Raw genomic sequence first — 23431 nt, forward strand, 5'->3', positions numbered from 1 at the left:
TTCCACACCTCCTTATCAGGTCACGACTTGATTATTTTTGCAAAGCTCACGCCAGCAATATCTGCCGCGTTTGCTTCATCTGTATCAATATGCATTTCTGGGATAAATTGATTATTCACCCGAATCGTACAATTATTTAACACGAGACTACGTATTTCTGAACCTACTAAGACAGAAACTTCATCACCTTGTTTCACACCGTATTCATTCGCCACACTTTCTGGTAAATGGATGTGACGTTTCGCAATAATTGCTCCTTTTGGCAAGAAAATTTCGCTATGTTTAGAAACAAGTTTGATCCCCGGTGTTCCTTCAATATCACCAGAAACACGAATTGGAATCTTCATCCCTAACATCCGTGCATCCGTTTTAGAAAGTTCTACTTGCGAAAATTTTCGAAGCGGACCTAAAATACGAACCCGCTTCAATTCGCCTCTTTCTGAAACTACAGTGAGAGTTTGCTCAGCAGCAAATTCGCCAGGTTGCTTTAACCATTTTTTCACTTGAATAGGTTCATTTGGAAAAAGCTGGTTATAGTCTTTTTCTGTTAGATGAATGTGGCGGTTAGAGACTCCAATAGGAATCTCTGTTTCCGCACCGTTTAATCTTTCTGTTACTATTTGTTTAATTATTGCTTTTAATTCTTCTCTTTCCACGACTTATAAACCTTTTGGTAGCAAAGTTTCTACATCATTGTGTGGACGTGGAATAACGTGGATAGATTGTACTTCTCCAACATTACGAGCTGCTGCTGCGCCTGCATCTGTTGCTGCTTTTACTGCACCAACATCACCGCGAACCATAACAGTTACAAGTCCCGAACCGATTTTTTCATAACCTACAAGAGATACATTGGCTGCTTTCACCATTGCGTCAGCTGCTTCAATTGCTCCAACAAGTCCTTTAGTTTCAATCATTCCTAGTGCGTTATTCATTATTATTTCCTCCTCAAAATTAGGTTTATTTCTCTTCTTCAAAATGAATACAATCTTGTCTTGGATCACCTTTTATCCGTGGACAAAGTGGATCATGACATAAATTGCAGGTCGCTTCTACTGGTGATTCAGGTTCCGCGACTTCTTCTGTTTCAACAATCAATCCGGGTTCTTCTGGCACGATTTCTTCTTTTGGCCAAAATACTGTAAAAATCTCTTCCCCTGGTCGAGGAATGACTTTTTTCGCAATAAAACTGTCTGCGGCTATGGCGGTTTGTTCTCCTGCTTCAAGCGCCGCGTTTACAGCTGCAACATCACCTTCCACTTTCACGGTTATCCAGCCAAATCCTTTTGCCTTTTCCGTGTCAATAAGTTGGATATTTGCTACTTTTGCCATTGTATCGGCTACGGTTATCGCTGAAGCAAGTCCTTTAATTTCAATAATTCCAATTGCTTGATGCATTCCTTCACCTCCTTATTTAAAAGGTACGCCCTTGACAAGTCGCGCTGCATTCATTCCCATATTCCGCTGATTTTCCAGCGTGGCTGCGCAAAAACGATATTCCGAAAATAGCGGCTGATCTGGCGGCAAATTACGATAATGAATCACTAAATGATCATTTTTGAGCGTAATTCCAACCAATAGTGGCGAACTCGCTGAAGCTCGAAATGCCGCTTGTACTTCGTCTTTTAAAGGCATAATTTCTAATTCACATGGAATGCCTTCTTCTTCTATTCCAAATAATACTTGTTTAATGCAGTCTGGATTCGCGCTTTGATCTGCATGAAAATAAATAGCTGGTTTATTTACAACCGGAATCATACATTAGCACCACCTGACAGAATTAATCCTGTTGCAACTGCATTTCTAGGCCCTTCTTGTCCGCGAATATTTCCCCGCCCCGCAACTAAGGAATAATGAGAAAGTGCATCTGTAATTAATTGCGGAATCTCAAAATCAAGGGCTGATCCTCCGACAATTACAACAAATGGAATATCACGAATGTTCCCAGTTGGGCTGACATATTTTAGTGCACGGATGGTATTCGTTACAAAAACGCGCTCTTTAGCCGAACGACGAATTAATTTAATTTTTTCAATCGAAACGTCACCAGGAATTGGTACAAATCCGTCTGGTTTTACAATCACTACTTTCGCAAAAACACTTGGAGAAAGCGGCGTATCGAAAAATTGAACCGTACCATCTTCATGGCGAATATGGAAAATGCTTTCGACTTTAGCAAGCGGATATTTTTTTATATCTTCTGCTAAATACCGATCTTCAAGGCCAATTTCTGACTGGATAATCATCGTTACCATATCACCTGCTCCAGCTAAATGAGTAGCAATGATTTCACTTTTTCCATTTATGATTGAAGCGTCTGTTGAACCTGCTCCTAAGTCTAAAATAGCAAGTGGTGTATTGGTTCCTGGAGTAGTAAGTGCTCCGAGAATCGCTGCCTCTGCTTCTGCGCCACCAATTTTGACCGTTACATTTAGCTCTTGTTCGATTTCTGAGGCAATTGCAGCCATTTGTAAATGATCACTTTTTACCATTGAGGCAATTCCAACAGCTTGCTCCATGGAAAATTCGCCCGCCAGACCACCTTGCACATCTACTGGAACAAACGTATCTACAGCCAGCAGATCTTGAATAAAAATATCTGCCGGTAATTTATTAGTGAGCCCAGCCATAGTTTGTCGTACTTTTTCTAACATGCCGCCGATATTGGTTCCTGGTTCACCGCTTGCATTATCAAGTTTTGGCAGTGACATAATCGCTTGCATGATTTTCTCAGAACCTTCTGCCACATTTACACGTTGCGTTCTAGTTCCTGATTGAAGTTCAATATGTCCGGCTGGAATTGTTCTAGCTTTCACATCGCCTTCTGGTGTTTTAATCACAACTGCCGAACGATTACCAATTAATGCTCGAGCTACGGGAATGATGTTCTTTGTTTCATCAGAACTCAAATGGAAAACTGTCGCAATACCATACGGATTAGAAATCGTTTCTATGACTTTACCCGGAGCCGCAACTTCAACAGCCGCTAACATATCAACTGGAACTTTATCAATAAAACCAACTTCATCTACAATCGGGATTTTATGGTTTAATCGATTATGAACGAGCACTCCGTCGTCTGCTTGAAGTATCGCAGCAGTTATTTGATAACCAAGTTCGGTATAATCATTAATCAGCTGTGCGGCATCTTCAAAGTCAACCATTTTTGGGATAATCACGATATAATCAGTATCTTTTGATTTAGAAGCCACTTCATCCAAATGTACTGTAATTCCTGAGCCCATTCCAAGCCCACCTGGTGTTTTAGGATTATGTCCAATCATGGTAGACTCTGTGATAATTGTTTCAGTAATTGTTTCCATTGCTACGTCACCGATCACGGGGGTCGCTTCATTAATACGAATTTCAGCCAAATCCGCAGTTGTTGCATTTACTTTTTCTAAAGCTAATTTTAACGCTTTAAAAATCCCATGAAGGTTTTGTTTTGTTCCTTTGATACCAGTTGTGTCTGTAATAGCGCTAGCAACAAACTCTGTTTCCCTCTTGGTGTTTGCTATGGCAAGTGCCACTTCTGTTGTTGAGTTTCCGATATCAATACCTGCAATATACTTCATTCATTTCACCGCATTTCCTACATAATCATGAGCAAAGTTGAATTTTAATTATCGCCTTTTAATTTCTTACGCTCTTGATAAAGCTGTGCTGCTTCACGAACATAATTAGAACAAATCGTTGCTTGATAAACGCTCTCTAACTCATCCGCAATCGCAAGTAATTCTTCTTTTGAGGAACGGTATGGACGCATCGCATTGTAGATTTCTAAAATACGCTCATCCGGAACAACAGTTAATTCTGCTGCACGTTCAAAGTTGTTCGCGAGTGTAGCACGTCCAGCATCTCTTGCTACTTGCGCTTGCATTCTAAGTGTTTCTGCTGTTACACGAACATCTTCAGGTTTGATTGTGCCATCTAGAACACTTTTTAGCGTAATATCATCCAAAGATTTAGATGATGCTGTTTTTACAAGTTCTGGACGTTTCGTACCAAGTGGATAGTCGCGAACAGTGAGTGTATCTCCGCTTACTTTTTGAGATGTGGTTGTTGTTACTGCACCACTATTTACTTCTTGTAAAATATTTCTAACCATATTTTCTAGTGCTTCTTGATTCATCATTTTCACCTCACTATTAATTTACTTGTAGTTCGACTGCATTTTTCCCTTGAACAACATGTTTCGTTTCTTTGATATGAAGTAAAGCTGCTTTTGCTTGGAATTTCGGACGAGCCATTTGGTCATTTACCATTGGGACCGGATTTGGTGATTCACCTTTTGCATATTTCGCAGCATTTTTACCAATCGCACGGTAAGTTTCGAGTGTGATTAGTGGTGCTTGTGGGAACAACTCTAGGTTCGATAGTGGTTGTAAATCTTTTTGGTGGATTAATGCTGTACCACGCGACTGAATCCCGATACAAATACCAGAACCACTTAGTTTATCGCCTTCTACTGCGACGAAAGCTACGTCAGAAGAACGGAATACACGAACAACTCGTGCTTTTAACCCTTCTTCTTCAATGCCTGCAATCACTTCTCGTAAAATTTGTTTATGCGGAACGCCAACAATATTTTTCGTTTGATATTTACCAAAAGCTGGTGCGACCGCAATGACAACTTCATCTTTTTGTCTTCCTGGTTTCGCATCACCAACTTCTGTTAAAAAGCTTTCATCTGAAACTACTGCACTTGGCTGTTCTTTTTGGAAAGAAACTTTATCTTCTTTTAGCTGTAATTCATCTAGTACTTCTGAGATAATTCCACGAAGTACTTTTTCGTTAATTTCAACCATGTCTCTTAATCCTCCTTTATAAAAAATGGGAAGTAGCTTAGTCTAATTCGTTTGCATCAACTGCAACAGCAATATCTTTTAATTTTTCCCAGCGTTCGCCTTCTAAACGATAACCAGTTCCTGGGCCTGCGTAATCATTTAAATCGTTGACGGAACTAATGACATTCCAGTCTTTATCAATGATGGCAGATGTATGAAGAAAGTCCCCAGACACGCGTTGTTTCAGCATGTTTAGTACGCTTTCGGCAACATCATCAAATCCACCAGCAGATAACGCTTTTACGACATCCAGACCAGTAACACCACGGTCCATCATTTCAGCTGCTGCTTTAATATCTTCTACCATGTTACGTTCTGGCATATCTTTACTTCCACGTGCATACGTTGCTGCTTCTACTTCCTCATCCGTTACAGCAGGAAGACCTAATTTATCAAATACAACTTGGATTACTCGTGCAGCTTTATTTCTAACCGCTACAACTTCTTCCTCCGTCACTGGTGTTAAACCACCATCTACTTTTAAATCACGTTGTAAAATATTGTAATCATCAAAATCATCTGCATCAAAATTGGAACCCGCAAACATATTGTCATAGTTTGGAGTCGCACTATATCCAGAAGAAATATAATCAGTTCCTGGTAAAAATTGCATCAGTAAACGAGCTGTACGACGAATATCCGAGTGAGAGAACGTTTGGTCATTACCAGAAGCTACTTCTAGATCTAACATAACGGCAATTAAATTCTCTGCAAGAACTGCTCTAATACCACTTGGTACAGCTCCCGGAATTCCAATACAACTAATCGACCCATTTTGTAAACCTTGAACACCAGCTGCTTTTGTAATAAAAATACAACGGGATTCAAGATATAGCATAGATTTTCCTTCTGCATAACCCATTTGAACCTCAGAACCAGTTCCAGATGTGAAACGCATTTTTAGACCACGAGAAGCATATGCACTTGCCAAAATACCTTTAGACCAAGGTGTATCATCCCCGTCTGTAAATACAGGCTCCGTACCATAAACAGAAATCGTTTCAGCGTAACAAGTTAAGCCGCGCATACCAAGCTCTAATTCTGTTGCTTCCTCAAGAGAACATTGCGTTAATACGCCACCACGCCCTGTTTGCGAACCTACTAATAAGCTAAGTGCATTAAAAGGTGCATAACGAACTACTGCAACGGTTGTTTCTTGCTCGTCAAAACCACGAATTGCTGCTTCTGCCGCATCTGCTGCAATTTGAACAGGATTATCACGCAAGTTAGTTACGTGAGCTTGGGTTGTCGGTGTTCTACGTGAACGCATTTTTTGCATGGACATCATCATTTCGACAACGTTCATTTGCGAAACTACTTCTACAATTTTTGCCGGTGTCATTGCTGTTGTAAGTAAAACGATTTTTTCCCGCGGTACGTTTGGATCACATAGCATGTTAGCGAGCTTCACAGAGTCCATTTTCATAACTTCTTCTGCACGGGATAAATCAACGCCATACTTAGCGATGAAATGGTCAATTAAGTCAAAATCAGCTAATTTTTTGCTGTCCATTTCGACTACTTTTCCATTTTCTATTTTAATGCTTGGTTTTGGATCATTTGGACTTTCCATTGCGATTAAGCCTTCTTCAATCCATTCTTTTACAAAACCATCTTGATTAACCGGGCGTTTTGCTAACTCTTCAAAGCGTTTTGATTTCATCAGTCGTTACCCTCCGTTCTAAATGTAGGATGGACGATCATTTTTCGGTTCATCCCCTAAAGCTCCAAGTAATTTTTTACCAATTTCACGTGCAGAAATAACTGCTTGACGAACTGCGCCAGAATCTCCTGAAATACAAAGAATAACTTCATTGGAGAAACTTGTTCCATCAGCTGGTGAAGAGTAAGCAACCACATCTACATTCGCAGATTTCACCGCAGTATCAGCCATAACAACGCCAATCCCAGCTGGAGCACCAACCATAAGTCCGAATGCTTTACCTACTGGTGCGCCAAATGCAGTATTAAGTGCGTGGCTTGCGCGTGCAGTATATTGAAGTTCAATATGTCCTGCTTCGTTACCGTATACATCTCCAAAAGTTTTATCTAATTCATTCAGTGCAACTTCCACTGCACGTTTCACATCAGAAACATCGTCACCACCAAAGATAATTAAAGAACCGTGACCTGCACCGCCTTTTGTATCACGTGGTAATTCAATTTTTACTACTTCTGTATTTGTTGCTTTTACAGCTTCATCTGCTGCCATAATATGTGGGCCTGCACCAGTACGGGCTCCTAAAATACCTATAGAACGGTAAGACTTCTCAAGCTTCATTGCTTCTAAAAGTTGTCCGTCTACATTCGCAATCACTAGGCCGATTGTATCTCCAATCGCTGTTCCTACAAACTCTGTTAATTGAACTGCCTTTTCACTCATTTGACGTGATCCTCCATCCTCTACTATTTTTTCCGGGGCATCATTGACCGTTTCCATTACCTGTTTTAGAATTTCGTCAATCAGTTTATTTTGCTCACTCATCTGACTTCACCCTCACTGGTAAAATTTCTTCCACATCAGTATGCGGACGAGGAATAACATGTGTACTCATCACAGTACCTACATTTCTTGCTGCCGCCGCTCCTGCTTCTGTCGCTGCTTTCACCGCACCAACATCACCACGAACCATGACAGTAACCAGTCCAGATCCGATTTTTTCGTACCCTGTTAAAGTTACATTAGCTGATTTAACCATGGCGTCAGCGGCTTCAATGGCGCCAACTAGCCCTTTAGTTTCAACTAAGCCTAGTGCTTCTTGCATGGGTGTACCTCCTTCTCAAAATAAGTATTTTACTCTCTCAGTATAGGCAATCTAATATATAAATAGTTGCCGCTTCCAAATAAAAAAAAGAAGACGCGATTCGTGTTTTAACACAATTTTGCGCCTCCAAAAAAAATAACCACAAAAAGCCATCCAGTAATGCATGGTTTGGGCTTTTACATATGAAATTAGTCTTAGCAATATATTGTTATCTTCATGGCAAGAAAATGTAAGCGCATTATAAATATGCTATACTAAGAGCGACAGAAACATGCCAAGTATTGCCGAAAGGGGAATAGCTATGTTACTACAGTCCAAAAGCAACGAAATGCTCATTGAAAAAGTCATGGATGAGTTCTCAGCCGCAACTAGTTTAGCCTCAGTTGTTGTAGATATACACGGTACCGAAGTTTCAAGATTATGTAACTTTACTCCTTTTTGCCAACTCATTCGATCTAACCCTAAATATCGCTCCCTTTGCCAAAAATGTGATATGTTTGGTGGACTAGAAGCCTCCAAAACCGGAAAACCTTTAATTTATCGATGTCATGCTGGATTAACCGATTTTTCTGTCCCCATCGTCGTCGAAAATCAACTTAGTGGATTCTTACTCAGTGGTCAGGTTATTTGTGAAGAAAATAGTGAAGTTGGTAATATTCAAACAGAAGAAACGGATTGGAAAAACGATAAAGAACTAATATCCGCATTTCGCTCTGTCCCTGTTTTCAGTTCTAAAAAAATCAACTCTTCTGCAGAAATGCTTACAATTATCTCCCAGTATTACTTGAAATCTGAAATGGAAAAAAGCCGCGAAGAACAAAAACAAAAGATCGCCTTCCACCATACGAAAATAGTACATCATGAAGATAATAAAGAAATTCGGAAAGCACTCAAATATATCGAAAAAAATCTCAACCGTCCTATTACACTTGATGAAGTAGCAAGTCATGTATATCTTAGCTCTTATTATTTCAGTAAATTATTCAAAAAAGAAATGAATGTGAACTTCATTAATTATGTGAACCAAAAGAAAATGGCACTCGCTAAAGAAATGTTGAAAAACCCACGCTTGTCCATTGATAATATCGCTCGTAATCTTGGCTTCACTCAAACGAGCTATTTCTGTAAGGTCTTCCGAAAAGAGTTTGACGTCACTCCAAAAGGCTACCGCGAAACTTTAAAATAAGTATTTCTCAAAGTCATATTCTATATTATTTTAGAGTATGACTTTTTTGTTCCTGAAAAGCAAAAAAACTTTCATCCATTATCGAATGAGAGTTTATGCACAGCAAATAAGCTATACTACCCGCATACGCTTTTTAGGACCCCGAAAAAGAGTTGCTTCCGTCTTATTTGGCGAGTATCCTGACTTGGCTTCATCCAACTATCGAACCTTCCCATACGCTAAAAAACGTACAGTGGCTATCTCGATTTTTGTCCACCTTACAGTTGCGGGGGCAGTTCCGGCTTCACACCGAATTCCTCTTTCAGAAATGCAAACACATTCCACCAACATAAGACCTATTTAACTACCTACATCTTAACACAAACGATTTACAAAAAAAGCGTTTTCACCTGAAACAACAAAAATCTACTATTGATTGGAAATAAGAAAACGTTGAGATTTGTTGTCCCAGAGCGAATAACACCCTTGCTTGAAATCGACATCCCAAAATTGTGCTATTTTTTGATCTTGTAGAAAAAGTGCAATAGCACGTAACACACCAAGATGCCCTACAAATAACACCGTATCGAGCTTCTGCCAGTTTTCCCATTCAGCCTTAAATGTAGCTATCACACGCTCATAAAAAACCGGAAAACTTTCCCCATTTGGAAATGGAGCTATTTGCCAGTTACTACAGTAATCATCCCAAGCGACAGGAAACTTAGTACTAATTTCTTGATATGTATATCCTTCAAAATCGCCAAAATTCATTTCATTAAATGCAGGAAAACGAATTGTCTTTCGGTTACTTAATAATGCTGCAGACTGAATTACGCGCATTAAATCACTGGTAACTACTAAGTCAAATGAGTAATTAGTAAGTCTTTCTTGTAGTCGTTTCATTTGTCTTATACCATTGTCATTTAAAGCCACGTCCATTTGACCACAATATTTTTTTAGTGCATTGCAGTCGGTTTCGCCGTGCCGGACAAAAATAAGTTGCAATTACATCAACCCCCAAATTAATACTAAACAAAATAGACACACAAGTTGCCCCATCTGCCCCCCTGCACCTAGCGTATCTCCGTTCATTCCACCAATTCGCTTATATACAAATAACCGGTAAATGATTGTAAATATTAACACCCCGGCGTAAGCAATTAGCCCCACATAAGAGAAAAACAGCGCTAACACAATGAGAACAATCCCTTGGGCAATCATAATCGGCCACCAAGGAACACCTAGAAAAATCGAACCAAGTCCCTCTTTAGAACCCGCATAGGTCATTTTTGCAAAAAGCAACATTGTCACGCCTTTAGCAACCATTGGTAAAACGAAAAACAACCAGCTAATCTGCTGTATGTTTGGAACAGAAAAAAATAAAGCACCATAAAAAAGAAAATAAAAGCAAATCGCAATCACACCATTTGCGCCAACTCGACTATCTTTCATAATTTCTAGCATACGCTCTTTTTTACGCGAAGAAAATAATCCATCAGCTGTATCTGCAAGCGCATCAACATGGAATCCGCCTGTGATGATAATTTCTGCAAAAAGTCCTGCGATAATTGCAACCGGCAAAGGCATAACAAATGATACTAAAGAAAAAACAAGCCAATTCCATGCACCTATAACAATTCCAACAAACGGAAGAAGCGCACTCCCTTTTTTCAAGTTAATCTCGTCCATATTTATTTCGATAGGTAGCGGAATTCGCGTAAAGAATTGAATTAGTAAAATCAATGTTTTCATATTACTTCCACCTTTTCGGAATGCCACTCATGACAAAATAGACTTCCTCTACTTCCATTGCAATTTGCTGATTAATACGACCAATAATATCTCGAAAGACTCGCGTTAACTTATTTTCAGGTACAACCCCTAAGCCGATTTCGTTCGTAACAAAAATAAGTTTAGCGGTGGATTGCTTTCCCGCTTTTAAAATTGCGCGCACTTCCGATTGAATCGCAGCTTCTATTTCATCAGCAATCTCATTTGTCAACTCGCGCTCGCCAAGCAACGTAAAAAATAAATTAGTAACTAACATCGTTACACAATCAAGCATTATTACATCATATTGATTTCCATGTTGCTCCAAATGAGCGGCAATCCCTTTAAAAGCTTCAAAAGTATCCCAGTGTTCTGGACGCGTTGCTTGATGTTTTTTTATCCTAGCTTGAAACTCTGTATCATTTTGAAATGCAATTCCGGTCGCCACATATAAAACACGATTATATTTAGCAGCTTCTTTTTCAGCAAAACTACTTTTACCACTTCTAGCGCCGCCAGTTACAAGCATCATTTCACCCATGGTAATTCCTCAATTCTCCTAAACATTTAGCAGTCGGCAAGTCCTGCTCAAATGTTTTTACTTCACTTGCTTTAACCGCTACTAAAATAACTGAAGCTGGCCCCGCAGTTTTATTCATGGTCGCTTCATTAAAAATGCCACTAGCTTTGAAAACACAATCATTAATTCGTGCTAAAGTATTTGCTTCATAAGCCATTCCTTTCGATCCAACCGGCACAACTTCAAGTACTCTGCTGTCAGAAACTAACTGTTTGACCAAATGATAATCTGGCATCTCCGCCATCCTCTGCAAAACTTCTGCTCCTACAATCGGTTCGCCAAATGCAAATAAGACCGCAGCTTCATGCACATTTATGAGCTTGAGTGCAGCTTTAGTCGCAAAACCAGTTACAAGAACGCCTACACTAGTTTGTGTTACGTTCATATTTTCTTCAGTACTGCCATTTAATTCAATATGACCTAAATCAGCCTTAATAAGTTCGTCTTTTAGCCCTGCGATAACACGTTTACCAGTCGGATTCATTTCCGCTCCGATAACATCACTCACAGCCACTACTACAGCACCTGAAGCAAGCATTTCTAGTAGAGCAACTCTCAAAGTCAACTGAGCCGTCACTTCTGGCGCAACCCTTAAGCCATCATGCACTTTCTCACCAAACCCAGCGCTAATATCACAACTCGTCAAAACACAACCACCAGGCACATCAATTATAGATAAATCCCTCACTTGAGGCATAAAAACCCCCCCACTTAGTTAAAATTAATCTTCCAAATATGCCCGAAGCTCTTCTATTCCAGTTTCCTCTACCGAAGAAATATAAAAAATATGCTTCGCGCCGGCCATGCGTAATGCCCGCTCTGCTCGCTCAATGTCTTTGTCCGATTCCGCCAAATCCACTTTTGTAACAATCCCAATAACCGGTTTAGCAAAAATACTGGTAAACATCGGTGAAAACGTCTGCTTCTTCTCCGTTACACTCTGTAAAATCGCGATTACTGATGCATCAGCCGCAGTCACAGTGAGCGCACTATATAGTTGCCTATGTTGTACAAATTCGCCTGGCGTATCAATCATTTCTTGAAAATACTCCACCGCTTGTGTTTTTTTATATAAAATATCATATCCGTGCAATTTCTGGCACAGCGTTGTCTTACCACAACCAACTGAACCCATTACCATCATTTTCTTCAAGTAACTCAGCTCCTAGTGATTTTTGGAATTGAGAAGTCCAAAATTTCGTGTAATGAAAAAACGACTTGTTGTAAAGCTGATTCAACAGAAGAAACATCACCTGTAAGTACAACGGAACCACTAAAACGATCAATGAAGCCAATTCGTACATCTCCAGATTTAGTCGCGATGTCACTTGCGATAATCGAAGCTTCACTTGGTGTAATGGTTAAAATTCCAATCGCACTAGCACCTTCTTCTAAACCTAATTTCGTATAAATATCACGGTTTGGATTCGCGATTAAATGCGCGAGTGTCACCTGTTTACCTGGTACGTATTCTTGAATTACGCGTTCTTTATTATCCTCAAAACTCATTTTTCCCACTCCTCATCTAGACAAACTATCTCAAAATAATCCTATCATATTTAGGCGCCACTATTTTGTCAAATTGTTCAAAAGGCACGCAACCACAGTCAGTGCGTACCTTTCTCAAAAACTCTATGACAATATATTGTTATCTTTTTAATAGATTAAACTCTCAAAAACTTCTTTACGAGGTCTTGGTATAACTACTTTATTAATTAATAGTGCTTCTTCTTTAGCTGCACTAAGGCCTGCTTCCACTGCCGCTTCACAAGCTGCTGTATCACCAGTTAAAACGACAAATGACTTACCCGCAATCCCAGTCGCCAACCGAATATCCATTAGCTGAACATCAGCTGCTTTTACTGCGGCATCAGCTGCTATAATTGAACCAGAGCACGAATAATATTCCATCACACCTACTGCATTCATCTCATCTGGAACTTCCGTTTTGTTAATTGCTTTGATTACTTGGTCAGACACGCGAGGAATGACTAAGTTCCCGACGATATTTGCCGCACCTATCTTCGTTCCAGCTTCAATTGATTGAGCTACAGAATCCACTGTGCCTGCTATTAAAATATAATATTTCCCTGGACAGCTTGCTTTAGCATAAATTAATTCGGAATTGGCTGCTTTTAGCATTGTGTCAACCGCCTCAATGCCTTTCGAAATACTATTTAATTCGAGAAATCCTAATGTATCCATTTTCATGACATCACCTTCTTAATATGAACTTGTTCTTCGGTTATACGAATAATTTGACCGTCAATACTTGCATGGATATTAGCCCCAAGAGCTGTATCAGGAATCTTCGCAATCAAATCACCTTTTCTCACAATATCCCCCTCGTTCACAACCGGAATAGACGGCGCTCCAATATGCATTTTCGTTGGGATAAACACTTCATCCACATCTAAATAATGCATTGTTTCTAAATGAACATCTGCATATTGCTGTAAGCCCATTTTGATTAAAATATTTTTGGGGGCAATCGATTTATATTCGCGCATCGGGTCAGGCGTAAATTCTTTTTTATCGGTTTGATAACGAACACCTTGTTTTAGAAGTTCTTTTTTCACATGAATGTTTACTTGGCGCGGAGATAATCCCATCGGACACGCAATCACCTCACAAATACCACATTCACAACAAATCATCGCTTCTTCCCAAATCGGATCTGGTTTAATATCCGTTATATCCTCTGCAACCGCAAAATGACGCATAACTTTATGCGGATGAATATCATGACCTAATTGCTTTCTCGGGCATAAATCCGAACAAAGCGAACACTGAATACAAGCTGATTTTGTTTCATTGAAAATTTGTTCCACTGTTTGGTAATGTAACTTGTGCAGATAACCTGTATCCTCTGCAACAATCAAGCCAGACGTAGTTTTTGTCACCACTTTTTCAGAAATGGTGGATTGGTCATTCAATTTACCCATCATCGGTCCACCATCTAAAAACAAGTACTCTTCCAAATTAGTTCCGCCTGCCGCTGCTAAACAAACCTCAAATGGCGTTCCAACAGGGACATCCAACAGCTTTGGTTCTCCTACCGCTCCAGTTACTGTCAACTGTTTACGAACGACCGGCGCGTCATCTTGAATCGCATGGAAGACGTTCCACATTGTCGAGACATTCGATACAATACAGCCAACCATTAGTGGAATACCGCTTGGTGGTACAACACGGCCTGTCACTTCAAATACCATGACTTGTTCATCACCAGTCGGATAAACATTATCCATCTCATGAATTGTCACGCTTGCATCTAGTTCTGTAATTGCTGACCTAAGAGCCGCAATTTCTTCTGTGTAATAACGTTTTGTCGCAATAACGGCAAATTCTGCACCTACTTGGCTTTTAACCATTTCAATTGCTTTAATCGTTTCTACTGCATGGTTTCTCATGACAAAATGATCGGTTTTTAGTAGCGGCTCACATTCCGCCGCATTAATAATTAAGTATTCCACTTCACCGCTAAACTTGGCATGGGTCGGAAAACCCGCTCCACCACAACCAACAACGCCAGCATCTTTAATCTTTTCTAAAATGGACATTTGGCTCAACACCCTCTTAATAGTTTTTCAGTATACTTCAATGATAGAGCGTTTACATTTCAAAATCTATAGTAAAATTTTGCAACCTAAAAGAGAGCAATATAATAGAATAAAAAACCTACTAAAATTAGTAGGTTTTGTCTGTTTTATGTCGATTGGCAATTTCGTCTGTTTTTAAATTTTCAATTAGCTGGCTTACTTCTCTTTTTATTTTCTTGGCGTATCCTGGATTGCCACCATCCGTTGAAATACCGACTAGCAACTCATTTTTTGATACAGTTGCCATATTGAAAAAATCGGAATTCTTTTGCTCTGTCGTATCATTCACTAGTTGCTCTGGCAGATGATCTTTCAGTATCATTTGATTGACTTCTGGGTTATTCGTACAAATGAATATCAGAAAAGCGCTATCAAGATGCTCTGCCCGGTAAGCTTCCTCTTTTACCTGTACTTGAAGCTCTTTAATCTCTGGCAAAACATCTAACCCAACAATTAAAATATCAGCACCGGTATGAAGCAGCCCCTTTACTTTACGAAGTGCTACCTTCCCGCCGCCAATTATGACAACCCTTTTCCCTGTAATATCAAGCATTATCGGATATTTCATCATCAAGCCCCCGCACATTTTTCTTCATTTTAACACATAATTGAAACATTTTTCGGGTATAGTTAAAATAATTCAAAAGGAGGTAGAATAAATGTTTAATCAAGCGAAACGAATCTCCACATTTTTCACTTTTAATGGAAATGGTGAGGAAGCATTTCAATTTTATTTAGACACTTTCCCTGATGCAAAAAAGGTCTCATTAACCTACTTCACAAAGCCTGAGCAGGGCGGTGATATTGGCAAGGTTCTAAATGCTACTTTTGAAATAAAAGGAGCTTCATTCATGATTATGGATATGACAAATAACGCCTCGCCAGCCTTTAGTTGGGCTACTACAACACTTTATTTTGCAGATACAGAAGAGGAATTTGATTCCCTTTTTGAAAGATTAGCTAAAGAAGGAAGCGTAATGATGGGCCCAGAAGAAGTGGAAGCCCTTCGAAAAGTCGCCTGGGTTACAGATAAGTTCGGGATTACCTGGCAATTAGTATTGGCATAAAAAGAACACGAAAACGCCCTCTAAAGCGTTTTCTTTTTTAGTTCAAAACGTTTGACCATTTTCGACCATTATGATAAGATACCTATATTACAAATAAACGAAGACTTTTCAAGGAGGAATTTTTTCATGGCAGACAATAAAAATAATGAAAATATCGCGAATATCCTTACACAAAAATTAATTGATACACGAACAGTTTTAATTTATGGAGAAATTAATCAAGAGTTGGCTGAGAACGTTTCTAAGCAACTTTTGCTACTAGAATCTATCAGTGACGAACCAATTACAATTTTTGTAAATAGCCAAGGTGGTCATGTTGAAGCAGGCGATACCATTCATGATATGATTAAATTCATTAAACCTGTAGTGAAAGTCGTTGGGACTGGATGGGTTGCAAGCGCAGGCATTACTATTTACCTAGCTGCTGACAAAGAAAACCGCTATAGCCTACCTAACACTCGCTATATGATTCATCAACCAGCTGGCGGTGTTCAAGGTCAAAGTACAGAAATCGAAATCGAAGCAAAAGAAATTATCCGTATGCGCGAAAGAATTAATCGCTTAATCGCAGAAGCAACTGGTCAAACATATGAAAAAATTTCTAAAGATACCGACCGTAACTTCTGGCTTTCTGTCAATGAAGCAAAAGATTACGGCATCGTTCATGAAATTATTCAAAACCGTGATGGAATAAAATAACACAAAAAGGTTCACTTCATTTTGTAAGTGAACTTTTTTATTATCTTTCAAAAGGAGTATCAAAATGGAATTAACCAAAACAAATTTTCAAAAGCTTGACCAAATACATTTATCCTTCGAAAATCGTCATTCAATGGCTGAAATCATCGCTATTTTAAGTGAATCATACATTGAAATCACTAAAAACGGAGTGATTAAAGACTATGCTTATTACAAATCGCTTGAAACGCTTGGAGATAACACTTTAGAAATAACAGATTATTACATAAAAATTTTAGATGAGACTAAAGTCTTAACCTATTATAGATTGAAAAATATAAGTGAAAACAGCTATACAATGCGAAGTAATATTTGGATATTCGAAAATGGTTCATGGAAACTTACCTTTCATCAAGGTACAAAAATCACACTAGAAAAGGAATTTGACTAAATGCCAAATTCCTTTTGTTTATTTTCTTTTTCGCAATAAAATCACACTAGAAACAGCTAACATTATACCGCCAACTAAACTAGAAGTCATTCCTCTATCCCCTGTTTTTGGTAAATTTCTATTTTCTTTCACTGCTATCGAATTAACAGAAGAGGTCTGTTTTATTAGGGCTGGTTGAATATCTCGCGTTATTGACTTTACTGGACCAGTTGAAGGGACTTGATTTGGTGGATCCACCGGGTTTACCGGGGCAATTGGATCTACTGGTTTTACTGGATCTACTGGGTCTACCGGGTCTACCGGGTCTACCGGGTCTACCGGGTCTACCGGGTCTACCGGGTCTACCGGGTCTACCGGGTCTACCGGGTCTACCGGGTCTACCGGGTCTGGGTCTACTGGATCTACCGGGTCTACTGGGTCTACTGGGTCTATGGGTTTATCAAGTAAAGGCTGAGTAATTTTACCGGAATATGTTGTTGTTAATGAACCAATAGTTACTGGGATGTTGTAATTATAATTAAGGATATTGTTACTTTGAAGTCCTTCCCAAGTAATCTCTTCATTTGCGTAGATACCCCCATGGCTAACTGTGGTTGGTTTTACCCTACTACCATTTTCGTCAATTACTGGTGCTGGTAAAGTAAGTGGATTATCTACTTCGACCGCTTCCAACACACGAGTTTGATTATTAAGTTCTAACCTAGTTAAATTAGTCAAATTTTCCAGTGGAGAAATATCAATAATTTGGTTGGAATTTAAGGATAAAGTTTCAATATTTGGAAGTTCTGCTAAACTGCTTATATCTGTAATTTTATTGGTTTGTAAGCCTAAATCTTCAAGGCTCGTAAGGTTTTTAACTACAGTTATATCACTTATTTGGTTACCATATAAGCTTAATCCAAGTAAATTAGTCATATTTTTAAGAGGCGTAATATCATTAATATTATTACCTCCAGCCCAAAACATCAACATATTTGTCAAGTTTTCAACAGGCGTTAAATCCGTTACTTCACAATCTCTCATAGTCAAAAATCCTAGCTGTGTCATATTTTTAACAGCACTAATATCCGACACTGGGTTGGCGCTAAGATTAAGATCAAGCAAGTTTGTTAAATCCTTAATTGGTTCAATAGTTTGCAGATTATTAAATTCAAAATCAAGCGACATTAATGAAGTCAAATTCGCAATAGGAGTTAAATCACTAATTTGATTCCTCGCCAAACTAATTATTTCTAACTGAGTTAAACTACTTAATGGCGATAAATCACTCACTTGGTTGCCATAGCCAAAAATCTGATTAAGATTTTGCAAATATTCTATTCCTTCCAAGCTTTGAACGCCTTTTGAATTGAAGTGTAATGCTCTCACAGTATTCAATTGACTTTGTGTAACTGTGCTAGTTACAGATGGTAGTTTCAACCAATCCGCCACTACTTGTGCAAGATTTGGATCTGTAAAAATTTCATTAATTGGCTTTGGCGTCGTAAGGATATATTTTGTCTCGGCTTTAACTTGTTGTGGCTTCGTTAAATCCCCCATACTAAAGACACAGGCTAAAATTAAAAGTAAACTAGTTGTTAATTTAATTATTTTTTTCATATTGTCCTCCTTGATTGTCAAACCATATGATACACCGCTCATACAGTTAAATCAATGGAAGAAGGAGGCAATATTTCCTGTTTCATAAAGATTTAAAATAAATATTTCCGTGTTATATTTCCATCTTATTTCTTACATTTAATCCTAGTAAAGAAGCTTTTAAGAGATTTCCTCTAACGAATAGATAATTAATTAATTGTGACTAAATAGTGAAACAATGCATAGAAAAGTGAAGTTTTACTACTAAAAAAACAACTGAAACTTTTAAATCTACATTGATCTGTTAATTTTTATAACTCGTTTGGCTTAGGTGCTCTAACATGCTTCTTCATTGAAAGTTCACATGCACCAAATGCTTGGAAATTTTTACGTGCTTCTAATAAAGTTAATCCATTATTGGCGCCAGAAGGAATATTTAATAATCCTTCTATCGAGGAGATATTTTGATAGTAAGAATAAATCTCACCATTTTTTAAAGCAAAATAGCCATCATCTTCCCAAAAACACACGGGGCAAATCTCAAATTCTCCCCTCACATCAATCGTTAAAGAATTACAACAAACACATCTCTCTTTTTCAGTATTGTCTGGCCATTTAAGTAATAGCGTTCGTTCTTTTTCTTCTATTATTTTAAAACCATATTTTAAAAGAAAGGAAATCCCAGCCACATTTTCTCGTCTTACTTCATCGAAGATAACTCTTCCTTTACATTCATTTTGAAAAAAATCCAAGAACAAGTCCAAAGCCTTTCGAGCTATTTGTTGACCTCTATACTTTGCGGCAACTTTAATATTTAAATAAGCTGTCTCATTTTCCAAATCTCGAAAACTGACTTCTCCAACAGGTTCCATATCTTTTTTGATAATAAAATACGCATTAGTTTCTAGTGACTTAGACTTTAACCAATCCATTCTCGTTTCTTCTGGAAAAGAAAATGGCCCGCCAAGCACTTCTGTTGTTGCTAAATCTCCCCATAACCATTCAATAAAAGGAAAATCAGCAGTAGTAGGTTTTTGTAATGTGATATTGATAGAGCATCCCTCCCATTATATCATTTCATTTATTAAATCGTTATTGACATACTATCATGACTTTCAAACTACTTCCCATTATTTTAGAAACAATAGCATTATTCTCGCTTATTGAAAATAAACTTAAAAAATCGACTGCACCACTATTAGCAGCAATAATTTCATTAAGTTAATTAACTATTTGGAAGCTAAAATGGTATTGTTTAAGAGGAGCTGTTAGTTCATAGCTACTGCTTTTTTTAGTGCAATTATATTTGCTCTATTAAATTTCACACTTTGGATGGGACGAGATTTTATTTTTCGTTAAATTAATAACATGTTTTGAGCCGAAATCCCATTGTGTTTTTCATTAAAATCATCAAACGACATTTCCCCATCTATCTCTAAAACTTCATAAATTTGTTTTAGTTCTTTTGTAGTGAATATTGTTTTAGGAGAAACTAGCTTTTTCGAGTAACTAGCAAGTGGCGTCATTCCTAATCCTGAATAAGGAAGAAAATATTCCTTTCCATTGCTTCTCTTTAAGAACTCTTTCGCGGGCATTGTCTTACTTCCAAATCCCCAATCAAATCTAATAGTAATTTCCTCTTTGTATCTTTTAATAATCTCCTTATCTGGCGCGTCTATTGTTCGATACCCTGCATAAGTTGTAGATCTTCCATTAAAAGAAAAATTCATTGGAAAGAGGATATCCGTTTCTTCCAGTATAACCTTACCAATAATTGGGAAGGCTCCTCGCAACACTAAATCATCCATAATAAATTCCGGATTTAATAGTTCCTGTTTTTTCAAAAGGGTTAAATCAACTGAATTTTGTTTACTTGTATAGTTAAAGCTCCGTATCACAAGTGGAACACCCATCATCAAACGGAGATAATGCGAACTATCTTGTGGCAGTATTTTTTGTTTCCGAAACGTCTGAAAACAACCAATTACAAGTGCAAATCCATACTTATTTCCTATAGGATAAGAAAAAACAGACCCTTGCTGGATGACTTGTCTCATTTTTACAGTCCGTTTCGCTTTGGCTAACATGCCCAACCAGTCACTACCATAATTTCCCGTAATTTTTGCTTGGACATTTTCCTTGGTAAAAACCATGTCTTTCTCAAAATATATATTTTCAAAATGCCGAACGCCTAATTTTAGCTCTATTCGATGACTGACTTTATTTATTTTTAGTCTTAATTCTTTTGTTTTTGCTTTTAAAATTGCGTTAAGCGTCAATGCTTTTGGTTTTGCTTTTTTTCGTCCAACTAATTCATTGGTATCCGTAAGCTCTATATTATAATCGATTTCTTTGTAACAATCAGCTTGATTTAGTATCAATTTTATCAGCACACGATTTCTAATAATCACTTCTGCATTTTCCACAGTCAATTTTTGATCATTTTCAAGAATTTGATGTAACCCTACTATTTCTCGTATCTCATTATTAATCATATCTGTTCACCTTCCTGTTGTTTTTTAAGCTTCTCTCGGTATCCATCCACTTTTCTAGCTACAAAAGAAATCGTTTCCGCCAATTCTTTTTGTTGTTCATACAAGTTTTCCATATGATTATCTAAAATCTTTATCCGTTTTGGTAGCGATGCATCTCCTTGTTTTTGTAATGCAGCAAAATTTTTAATATTCGTTATCGTCATGCCTGTTTGTTTCATTTTAAGCAAAAGCTGTACCCAGCAATAATCTTCTTCCGTATAAACACGATAATTTTTTTCATTTCTAGCTGGTATTAACAATTTTTCTTCCTCATAATATCTAAGCGTATCAATTGAAAGACCTGTTTTAGTAGCAAAATCTTTAATAAGCATCTAATTCCTCCTTGCTATCGGGTATACTCCATACCTTAAGCTTAACATATATGAAGGAGGGGGAAAATGTATTTAAAAGAATATCCTAATTATTTATATTGCACAGCAGTTATTCAAACTACCGGAAAGGCTTCATATGAACTGCTAGTAGAACACTTGGAAGAGTTACGCGCTAAAACCATAACTGAAAAAGGATGCATTTTATTTGAAATAGTTCCTTTAGAAAAACAACATGGCAGGTTCGCATTGTGGGAGATTTGGCAGAGTCAGGAAGCTTTTTACTATCATCATCAACAAAACTATACGAAAGAATTTTTTGCAGCAAAACTTGATACTATTGAATTTTTCGAAAGCTCAAAGAAAGTGGATTTATAAATAAAAACAGCTTGTAATTTACACAAGCTGTTTTTATTATTTTGCTACGCTTTTCAATGTACCATTTTCTAAAAATAATTGTTCTTCTGCTAAGTCTAATGTTGTAGCCCGGTGAGAAATTACAAGTACTGTTTTATCTTGAATTTCTGAACGAAGCGTGTTTAAAATCGTTTGTTCATTAATATAATCTAAATTGCTCGTTGGTTCATCTAATAATAAAAATGGCGCGTCATGAAGGAATAATCTCGCTAACCCTATACGTTGACGTTCCCCATCTGATAAATTTCGTGATTGCCCACCGATAATCGTCTCATATCCTTCTGGCAAAGTTTCAATCCACTTATCAATCGCCGCTTTTCGCGCAGCCTCTTTTACTTCTTCCAAACTCGCATTTTTTTTACCTAGACGAATATTATTACTAAGTGTATCTTCAAATAAAAACGTACTTTGCTCCATTACACCTTCTAGCCGGTGAAGCGAAGACTCTGTAATTTCAGGAAGTGCGTTATTATTTAAATTAATCTGGCCTTTTGCTGGATCCCAGTAACGCATCAGTAGTTTTACTAAGGTGCTTTTCCCGCTGCCACTTTCTCCGCCGATGCCAAGCCATTTCCCTTTAGGTAGAATAAGCGAAAGTTCGTTTAAGATTTGCTCTTTCCCCTCATGGCTAAAACTCACTTTAGCTAGTTCTGCACTTTCGAAATCAGTTAATTCTAGCGATCCATCAAATGATACGACTGGCTTTTCTTCTGTTAACGCATATAATCGCTTGCCACTAGCAAAAGTGTTTAACAGCGCCGTTCCTAAAGCGTTTAGTGCCAATACCGAGCCAAAAGAACTTAAACTAAGCACAGTTCCAATTAATACCGTTTCAAGTGGTAATTGCCAAAAACTACCTAACATTAAAATTAAAGTCGCCGTACCAATTAGCACCCATTCACCAAATATTTGGAGCTCGCTTCCTTGTCGTATTCGTTTCTGATACTGCTTGTTGAGCTTTTCGCCCCGTGCTTCTAGTTTTGCTAAACGTTCTTCTCCAAATTTAAATTGGAATATATCTTGTAAACTTGCAATGTTTTCCATGACAATTTGATTAAGTCCAACAAATTCTTTTTGATAAGCTGTTCCGATTTTTTTATTTCGTTTATAACTAATTATTGGCAAAATAACCCCGACCAAAATTTGGCCTAACAAAAGTAGGATTGCTAAACCAACATCATAGCTTGCCAAAAAGCCAACTGTTACAACCGTCGTACCAAGTGCAATAAAAACTGGTGAAATCGTATGCGCAAAAAATACTTCCAAAGCCTCGACGTCCGTTGTAATCGCGGCAACTAAATCACCACTTTTCTTCCCCGACAAACGAGCTGGTCCTAGTTTTCGCAAAGTCGCAAAAATACGTTCTCGAATAATCGCGAGTAGACGAAAAGCAATATCATGATTTAAATACTGTTCTGCATACCTTGCAAGTCCGCGAACTACACCACAACCAACCATGACAAGGAGCCATTTATACGGATTCAGTGGTTGCTGTAAAACCACCGCAAGAATTCCATATGATCCTATTAAAGAAATCATAATAACGGATAAATTACTAATAATACCAAGAAAAATCGCCAAAACCATCTTGCCTCTTAACGGTTTAACAAATTTTAAAAGCCAACCAATAAGTTTCCATTCCGACATA

At 38.0% G+C, this 23431-nt stretch carries 29 protein-coding genes, 1 pseudogene and 1 riboswitch; of the genes and pseudogenes, 5 read left to right on the plus strand and 25 right to left on the minus strand.

Annotation, left to right across the window (positions count from 1 at the left end; genetic code table 11):
* Window positions 1-20: 20 nt before the first annotated feature.
* From HCB45_RS11570 to pduA (HCB45_RS11615), 10 genes are read right to left on the minus strand one after another with little or no spacing between them, the layout of a single operon-like run.
* The gene (locus HCB45_RS11570; RefSeq protein WP_185607691.1) at window positions 21-656 is read right to left on the minus strand and encodes a phosphate propanoyltransferase; all 636 of its coding nucleotides are present in this window, start codon (window positions 654-656) and stop codon (window positions 21-23) included.
* A gap of 3 nt (window positions 657-659) precedes the next feature.
* Window positions 660-935 (minus strand): propanediol utilization microcompartment protein PduA, encoded by a 276-nt coding sequence (pduA, locus tag HCB45_RS11575; RefSeq protein ID WP_003719364.1) that lies wholly within the window; start codon window positions 933-935, stop codon window positions 660-662.
* A gap of 25 nt (window positions 936-960) precedes the next feature.
* A complete protein-coding gene (locus HCB45_RS11580) occupies window positions 961-1398 on the minus strand; it encodes a BMC domain-containing protein (protein ID WP_185318511.1) in 438 nt (145 codons plus the stop codon).
* Between the two features lie 12 nt (window positions 1399-1410).
* Window positions 1411-1758 carry a glycerol dehydratase reactivase beta/small subunit family protein gene (locus HCB45_RS11585; RefSeq protein WP_185318510.1) on the minus strand — a complete coding sequence of 116 codons (348 nt, stop codon included), beginning with the start codon at window positions 1756-1758 and terminating at the stop codon, window positions 1411-1413.
* Window positions 1755-3575: a diol dehydratase reactivase subunit alpha gene (locus tag HCB45_RS11590; protein ID WP_185607689.1), complete on the minus strand. Its 1821-nt coding sequence runs from the start codon at window positions 3573-3575 to the stop codon at window positions 1755-1757. Before HCB45_RS11590 ends, HCB45_RS11585 begins: the two co-directional genes overlap by 4 nt.
* Before the next feature lie 44 nt (window positions 3576-3619).
* Window positions 3620-4132 (minus strand): diol dehydratase small subunit, encoded by a 513-nt coding sequence (locus HCB45_RS11595; RefSeq protein WP_185318508.1) that lies wholly within the window; start codon window positions 4130-4132, stop codon window positions 3620-3622.
* Window positions 4133-4148: 16 nt separating this feature from the next.
* Complete coding sequence (locus HCB45_RS11600) at window positions 4149-4808, minus strand: propanediol/glycerol family dehydratase medium subunit (RefSeq protein WP_185318507.1); 660 nt, start codon at window positions 4806-4808, stop codon at window positions 4149-4151.
* 37 nt (window positions 4809-4845) lie between these two features.
* On the minus strand, window positions 4846-6510 hold the full coding sequence (locus HCB45_RS11605) for a propanediol/glycerol family dehydratase large subunit (protein WP_003761744.1): 1665 nt from the start codon (window positions 6508-6510) through the stop codon (window positions 4846-4848).
* Between the two features lie 18 nt (window positions 6511-6528).
* A complete protein-coding gene (pduB, locus tag HCB45_RS11610; RefSeq protein WP_003736321.1) occupies window positions 6529-7332 on the minus strand; it encodes a propanediol utilization microcompartment protein PduB in 804 nt (267 codons plus the stop codon).
* Window positions 7325-7612, minus strand: a complete 288-nt coding sequence (pduA, locus tag HCB45_RS11615) for a propanediol utilization microcompartment protein PduA (protein ID WP_003719356.1) — start codon at window positions 7610-7612, stop codon at window positions 7325-7327. The genes pduB and pduA (HCB45_RS11615) overlap by 8 nt, the downstream gene beginning before the upstream one ends.
* A gap of 301 nt (window positions 7613-7913) precedes the next feature.
* Between pduA (HCB45_RS11615) and HCB45_RS11620 the strand changes: the two genes are divergently transcribed.
* Entirely contained in the window at window positions 7914-8798 is an 885-nt protein-coding gene (locus HCB45_RS11620) for a PocR ligand-binding domain-containing protein (RefSeq protein ID WP_185318506.1), read from the plus strand.
* 152 nt (window positions 8799-8950) lie between these two features.
* Window positions 8951-9142: riboswitch (cobalamin riboswitch) on the minus strand.
* A 64-nt stretch (window positions 9143-9206) separates the two neighbouring features.
* Here the strand turns inward: HCB45_RS11620 and cobC are convergent.
* The 9 genes from cobC to HCB45_RS11665 all read right to left on the minus strand — a co-directional run bounded on the left by cobC (window position 9207) and on the right by HCB45_RS11665 (window position 15297).
* Entirely contained in the window at window positions 9207-9782 is a 576-nt protein-coding gene (cobC, locus tag HCB45_RS11625; protein ID WP_185318505.1) for an alpha-ribazole phosphatase, read from the minus strand.
* On the minus strand, window positions 9783-10529 hold the full coding sequence (gene cobS, locus HCB45_RS11630; protein ID WP_185619968.1) for an adenosylcobinamide-GDP ribazoletransferase: 747 nt from the start codon (window positions 10527-10529) through the stop codon (window positions 9783-9785). It lies immediately after the preceding gene.
* A 1-nt stretch (window position 10530) separates the two neighbouring features.
* Window positions 10531-11088 carry a bifunctional adenosylcobinamide kinase/adenosylcobinamide-phosphate guanylyltransferase gene (gene cobU, locus HCB45_RS11635; protein WP_185619970.1) on the minus strand — a complete coding sequence of 186 codons (558 nt, stop codon included), beginning with the start codon at window positions 11086-11088 and terminating at the stop codon, window positions 10531-10533.
* Complete coding sequence (gene cblS / locus HCB45_RS11640) at window positions 11081-11824, minus strand: alpha-ribazole kinase (RefSeq protein ID WP_185318502.1); 744 nt, start codon at window positions 11822-11824, stop codon at window positions 11081-11083. Before cblS ends, cobU begins: the two co-directional genes overlap by 8 nt.
* 24 nt (window positions 11825-11848) lie before the next feature.
* Window positions 11849-12280, minus strand: a complete 432-nt coding sequence (locus HCB45_RS11645) for a EutP/PduV family microcompartment system protein (RefSeq protein ID WP_185318501.1) — start codon at window positions 12278-12280, stop codon at window positions 11849-11851.
* Window positions 12281-12285: 5 nt separating this feature from the next.
* Complete coding sequence (gene eutS, locus HCB45_RS11650) at window positions 12286-12636, minus strand: ethanolamine utilization microcompartment protein EutS (protein WP_185318500.1); 351 nt, start codon at window positions 12634-12636, stop codon at window positions 12286-12288.
* Window positions 12637-12783: 147 nt separating this feature from the next.
* On the minus strand, window positions 12784-13338 hold the full coding sequence (locus HCB45_RS11655; protein WP_185318499.1) for a BMC domain-containing protein: 555 nt from the start codon (window positions 13336-13338) through the stop codon (window positions 12784-12786).
* The gene (locus HCB45_RS11660) at window positions 13335-14699 is read right to left on the minus strand and encodes a 4Fe-4S dicluster domain-containing protein (RefSeq protein WP_185607686.1); all 1365 of its coding nucleotides are present in this window, start codon (window positions 14697-14699) and stop codon (window positions 13335-13337) included. Before HCB45_RS11660 ends, HCB45_RS11655 begins: the two co-directional genes overlap by 4 nt.
* Before the next feature lie 118 nt (window positions 14700-14817).
* Window positions 14818-15297, minus strand: coding sequence for a precorrin-2 dehydrogenase/sirohydrochlorin ferrochelatase family protein (locus HCB45_RS11665; protein ID WP_185318497.1), 480 nt, complete (start codon window positions 15295-15297; stop codon window positions 14818-14820).
* A gap of 91 nt (window positions 15298-15388) precedes the next feature.
* Between HCB45_RS11665 and HCB45_RS11670 the strand changes: the two genes are divergently transcribed.
* From HCB45_RS11670 to HCB45_RS11680, 3 genes are all read left to right on the plus strand, one after another.
* Window positions 15389-15796 (plus strand): VOC family protein, encoded by a 408-nt coding sequence (locus HCB45_RS11670; RefSeq protein ID WP_185318496.1) that lies wholly within the window; start codon window positions 15389-15391, stop codon window positions 15794-15796.
* Window positions 15797-15922: 126 nt separating this feature from the next.
* Window positions 15923-16495: an ATP-dependent Clp protease proteolytic subunit gene (locus tag HCB45_RS11675; protein WP_185318495.1), complete on the plus strand. Its 573-nt coding sequence runs from the start codon at window positions 15923-15925 to the stop codon at window positions 16493-16495.
* A 64-nt stretch (window positions 16496-16559) separates the two neighbouring features.
* Window positions 16560-16925: a nuclear transport factor 2 family protein gene (locus tag HCB45_RS11680; protein ID WP_185619972.1), complete on the plus strand. Its 366-nt coding sequence runs from the start codon at window positions 16560-16562 to the stop codon at window positions 16923-16925.
* Between the two features lie 18 nt (window positions 16926-16943).
* Here HCB45_RS11680 and HCB45_RS11685 read toward each other — a convergent pair whose 3' ends face one another.
* The 5 genes and pseudogenes from HCB45_RS11685 to HCB45_RS11700 all read right to left on the minus strand — a co-directional run bounded on the left by HCB45_RS11685 (window position 16944) and on the right by HCB45_RS11700 (window position 21369).
* Window positions 16944-18524, minus strand: coding sequence for a leucine-rich repeat domain-containing protein (locus tag HCB45_RS11685; protein WP_185619974.1), 1581 nt, complete (start codon window positions 18522-18524; stop codon window positions 16944-16946).
* A gap of 290 nt (window positions 18525-18814) precedes the next feature.
* Window positions 18815-19150, minus strand: coding sequence for a CPCC family cysteine-rich protein (locus HCB45_RS15415; protein ID WP_312025796.1), 336 nt, complete (start codon window positions 19148-19150; stop codon window positions 18815-18817).
* Window positions 19151-19165: 15 nt separating this feature from the next.
* Window positions 19166-19555: pseudogene (locus tag HCB45_RS15420) on the minus strand (GNAT family N-acetyltransferase); the annotation flags it as partial.
* A gap of 303 nt (window positions 19556-19858) precedes the next feature.
* Entirely contained in the window at window positions 19859-20998 is a 1140-nt protein-coding gene (locus tag HCB45_RS11695) for an immunity 26/phosphotriesterase HocA family protein (protein ID WP_185607684.1), read from the minus strand.
* Complete coding sequence (locus HCB45_RS11700) at window positions 20995-21369, minus strand: MerR family transcriptional regulator (RefSeq protein WP_185619976.1); 375 nt, start codon at window positions 21367-21369, stop codon at window positions 20995-20997. Before HCB45_RS11700 ends, HCB45_RS11695 begins: the two co-directional genes overlap by 4 nt.
* Before the next feature lie 66 nt (window positions 21370-21435).
* Between HCB45_RS11700 and HCB45_RS11705 the strand changes: the two genes are divergently transcribed.
* Entirely contained in the window at window positions 21436-21744 is a 309-nt protein-coding gene (locus HCB45_RS11705) for a putative quinol monooxygenase (protein WP_185619978.1), read from the plus strand.
* Between the two features lie 36 nt (window positions 21745-21780).
* On the opposite strand, the gene HCB45_RS11710 is transcribed toward HCB45_RS11705, so the two are convergent.
* Window positions 21781-23430 carry an amino acid ABC transporter ATP-binding/permease protein gene (locus tag HCB45_RS11710; RefSeq protein WP_185619980.1) on the minus strand — a complete coding sequence of 550 codons (1650 nt, stop codon included), beginning with the start codon at window positions 23428-23430 and terminating at the stop codon, window positions 21781-21783.
* Window position 23431: the final 1 nt, after the last annotated feature.

This window comes from Listeria farberi (assembly GCF_014229245.1).
In the GTDB taxonomy this organism is placed as follows: domain Bacteria; phylum Bacillota; class Bacilli; order Lactobacillales; family Listeriaceae; genus Listeria; species Listeria farberi.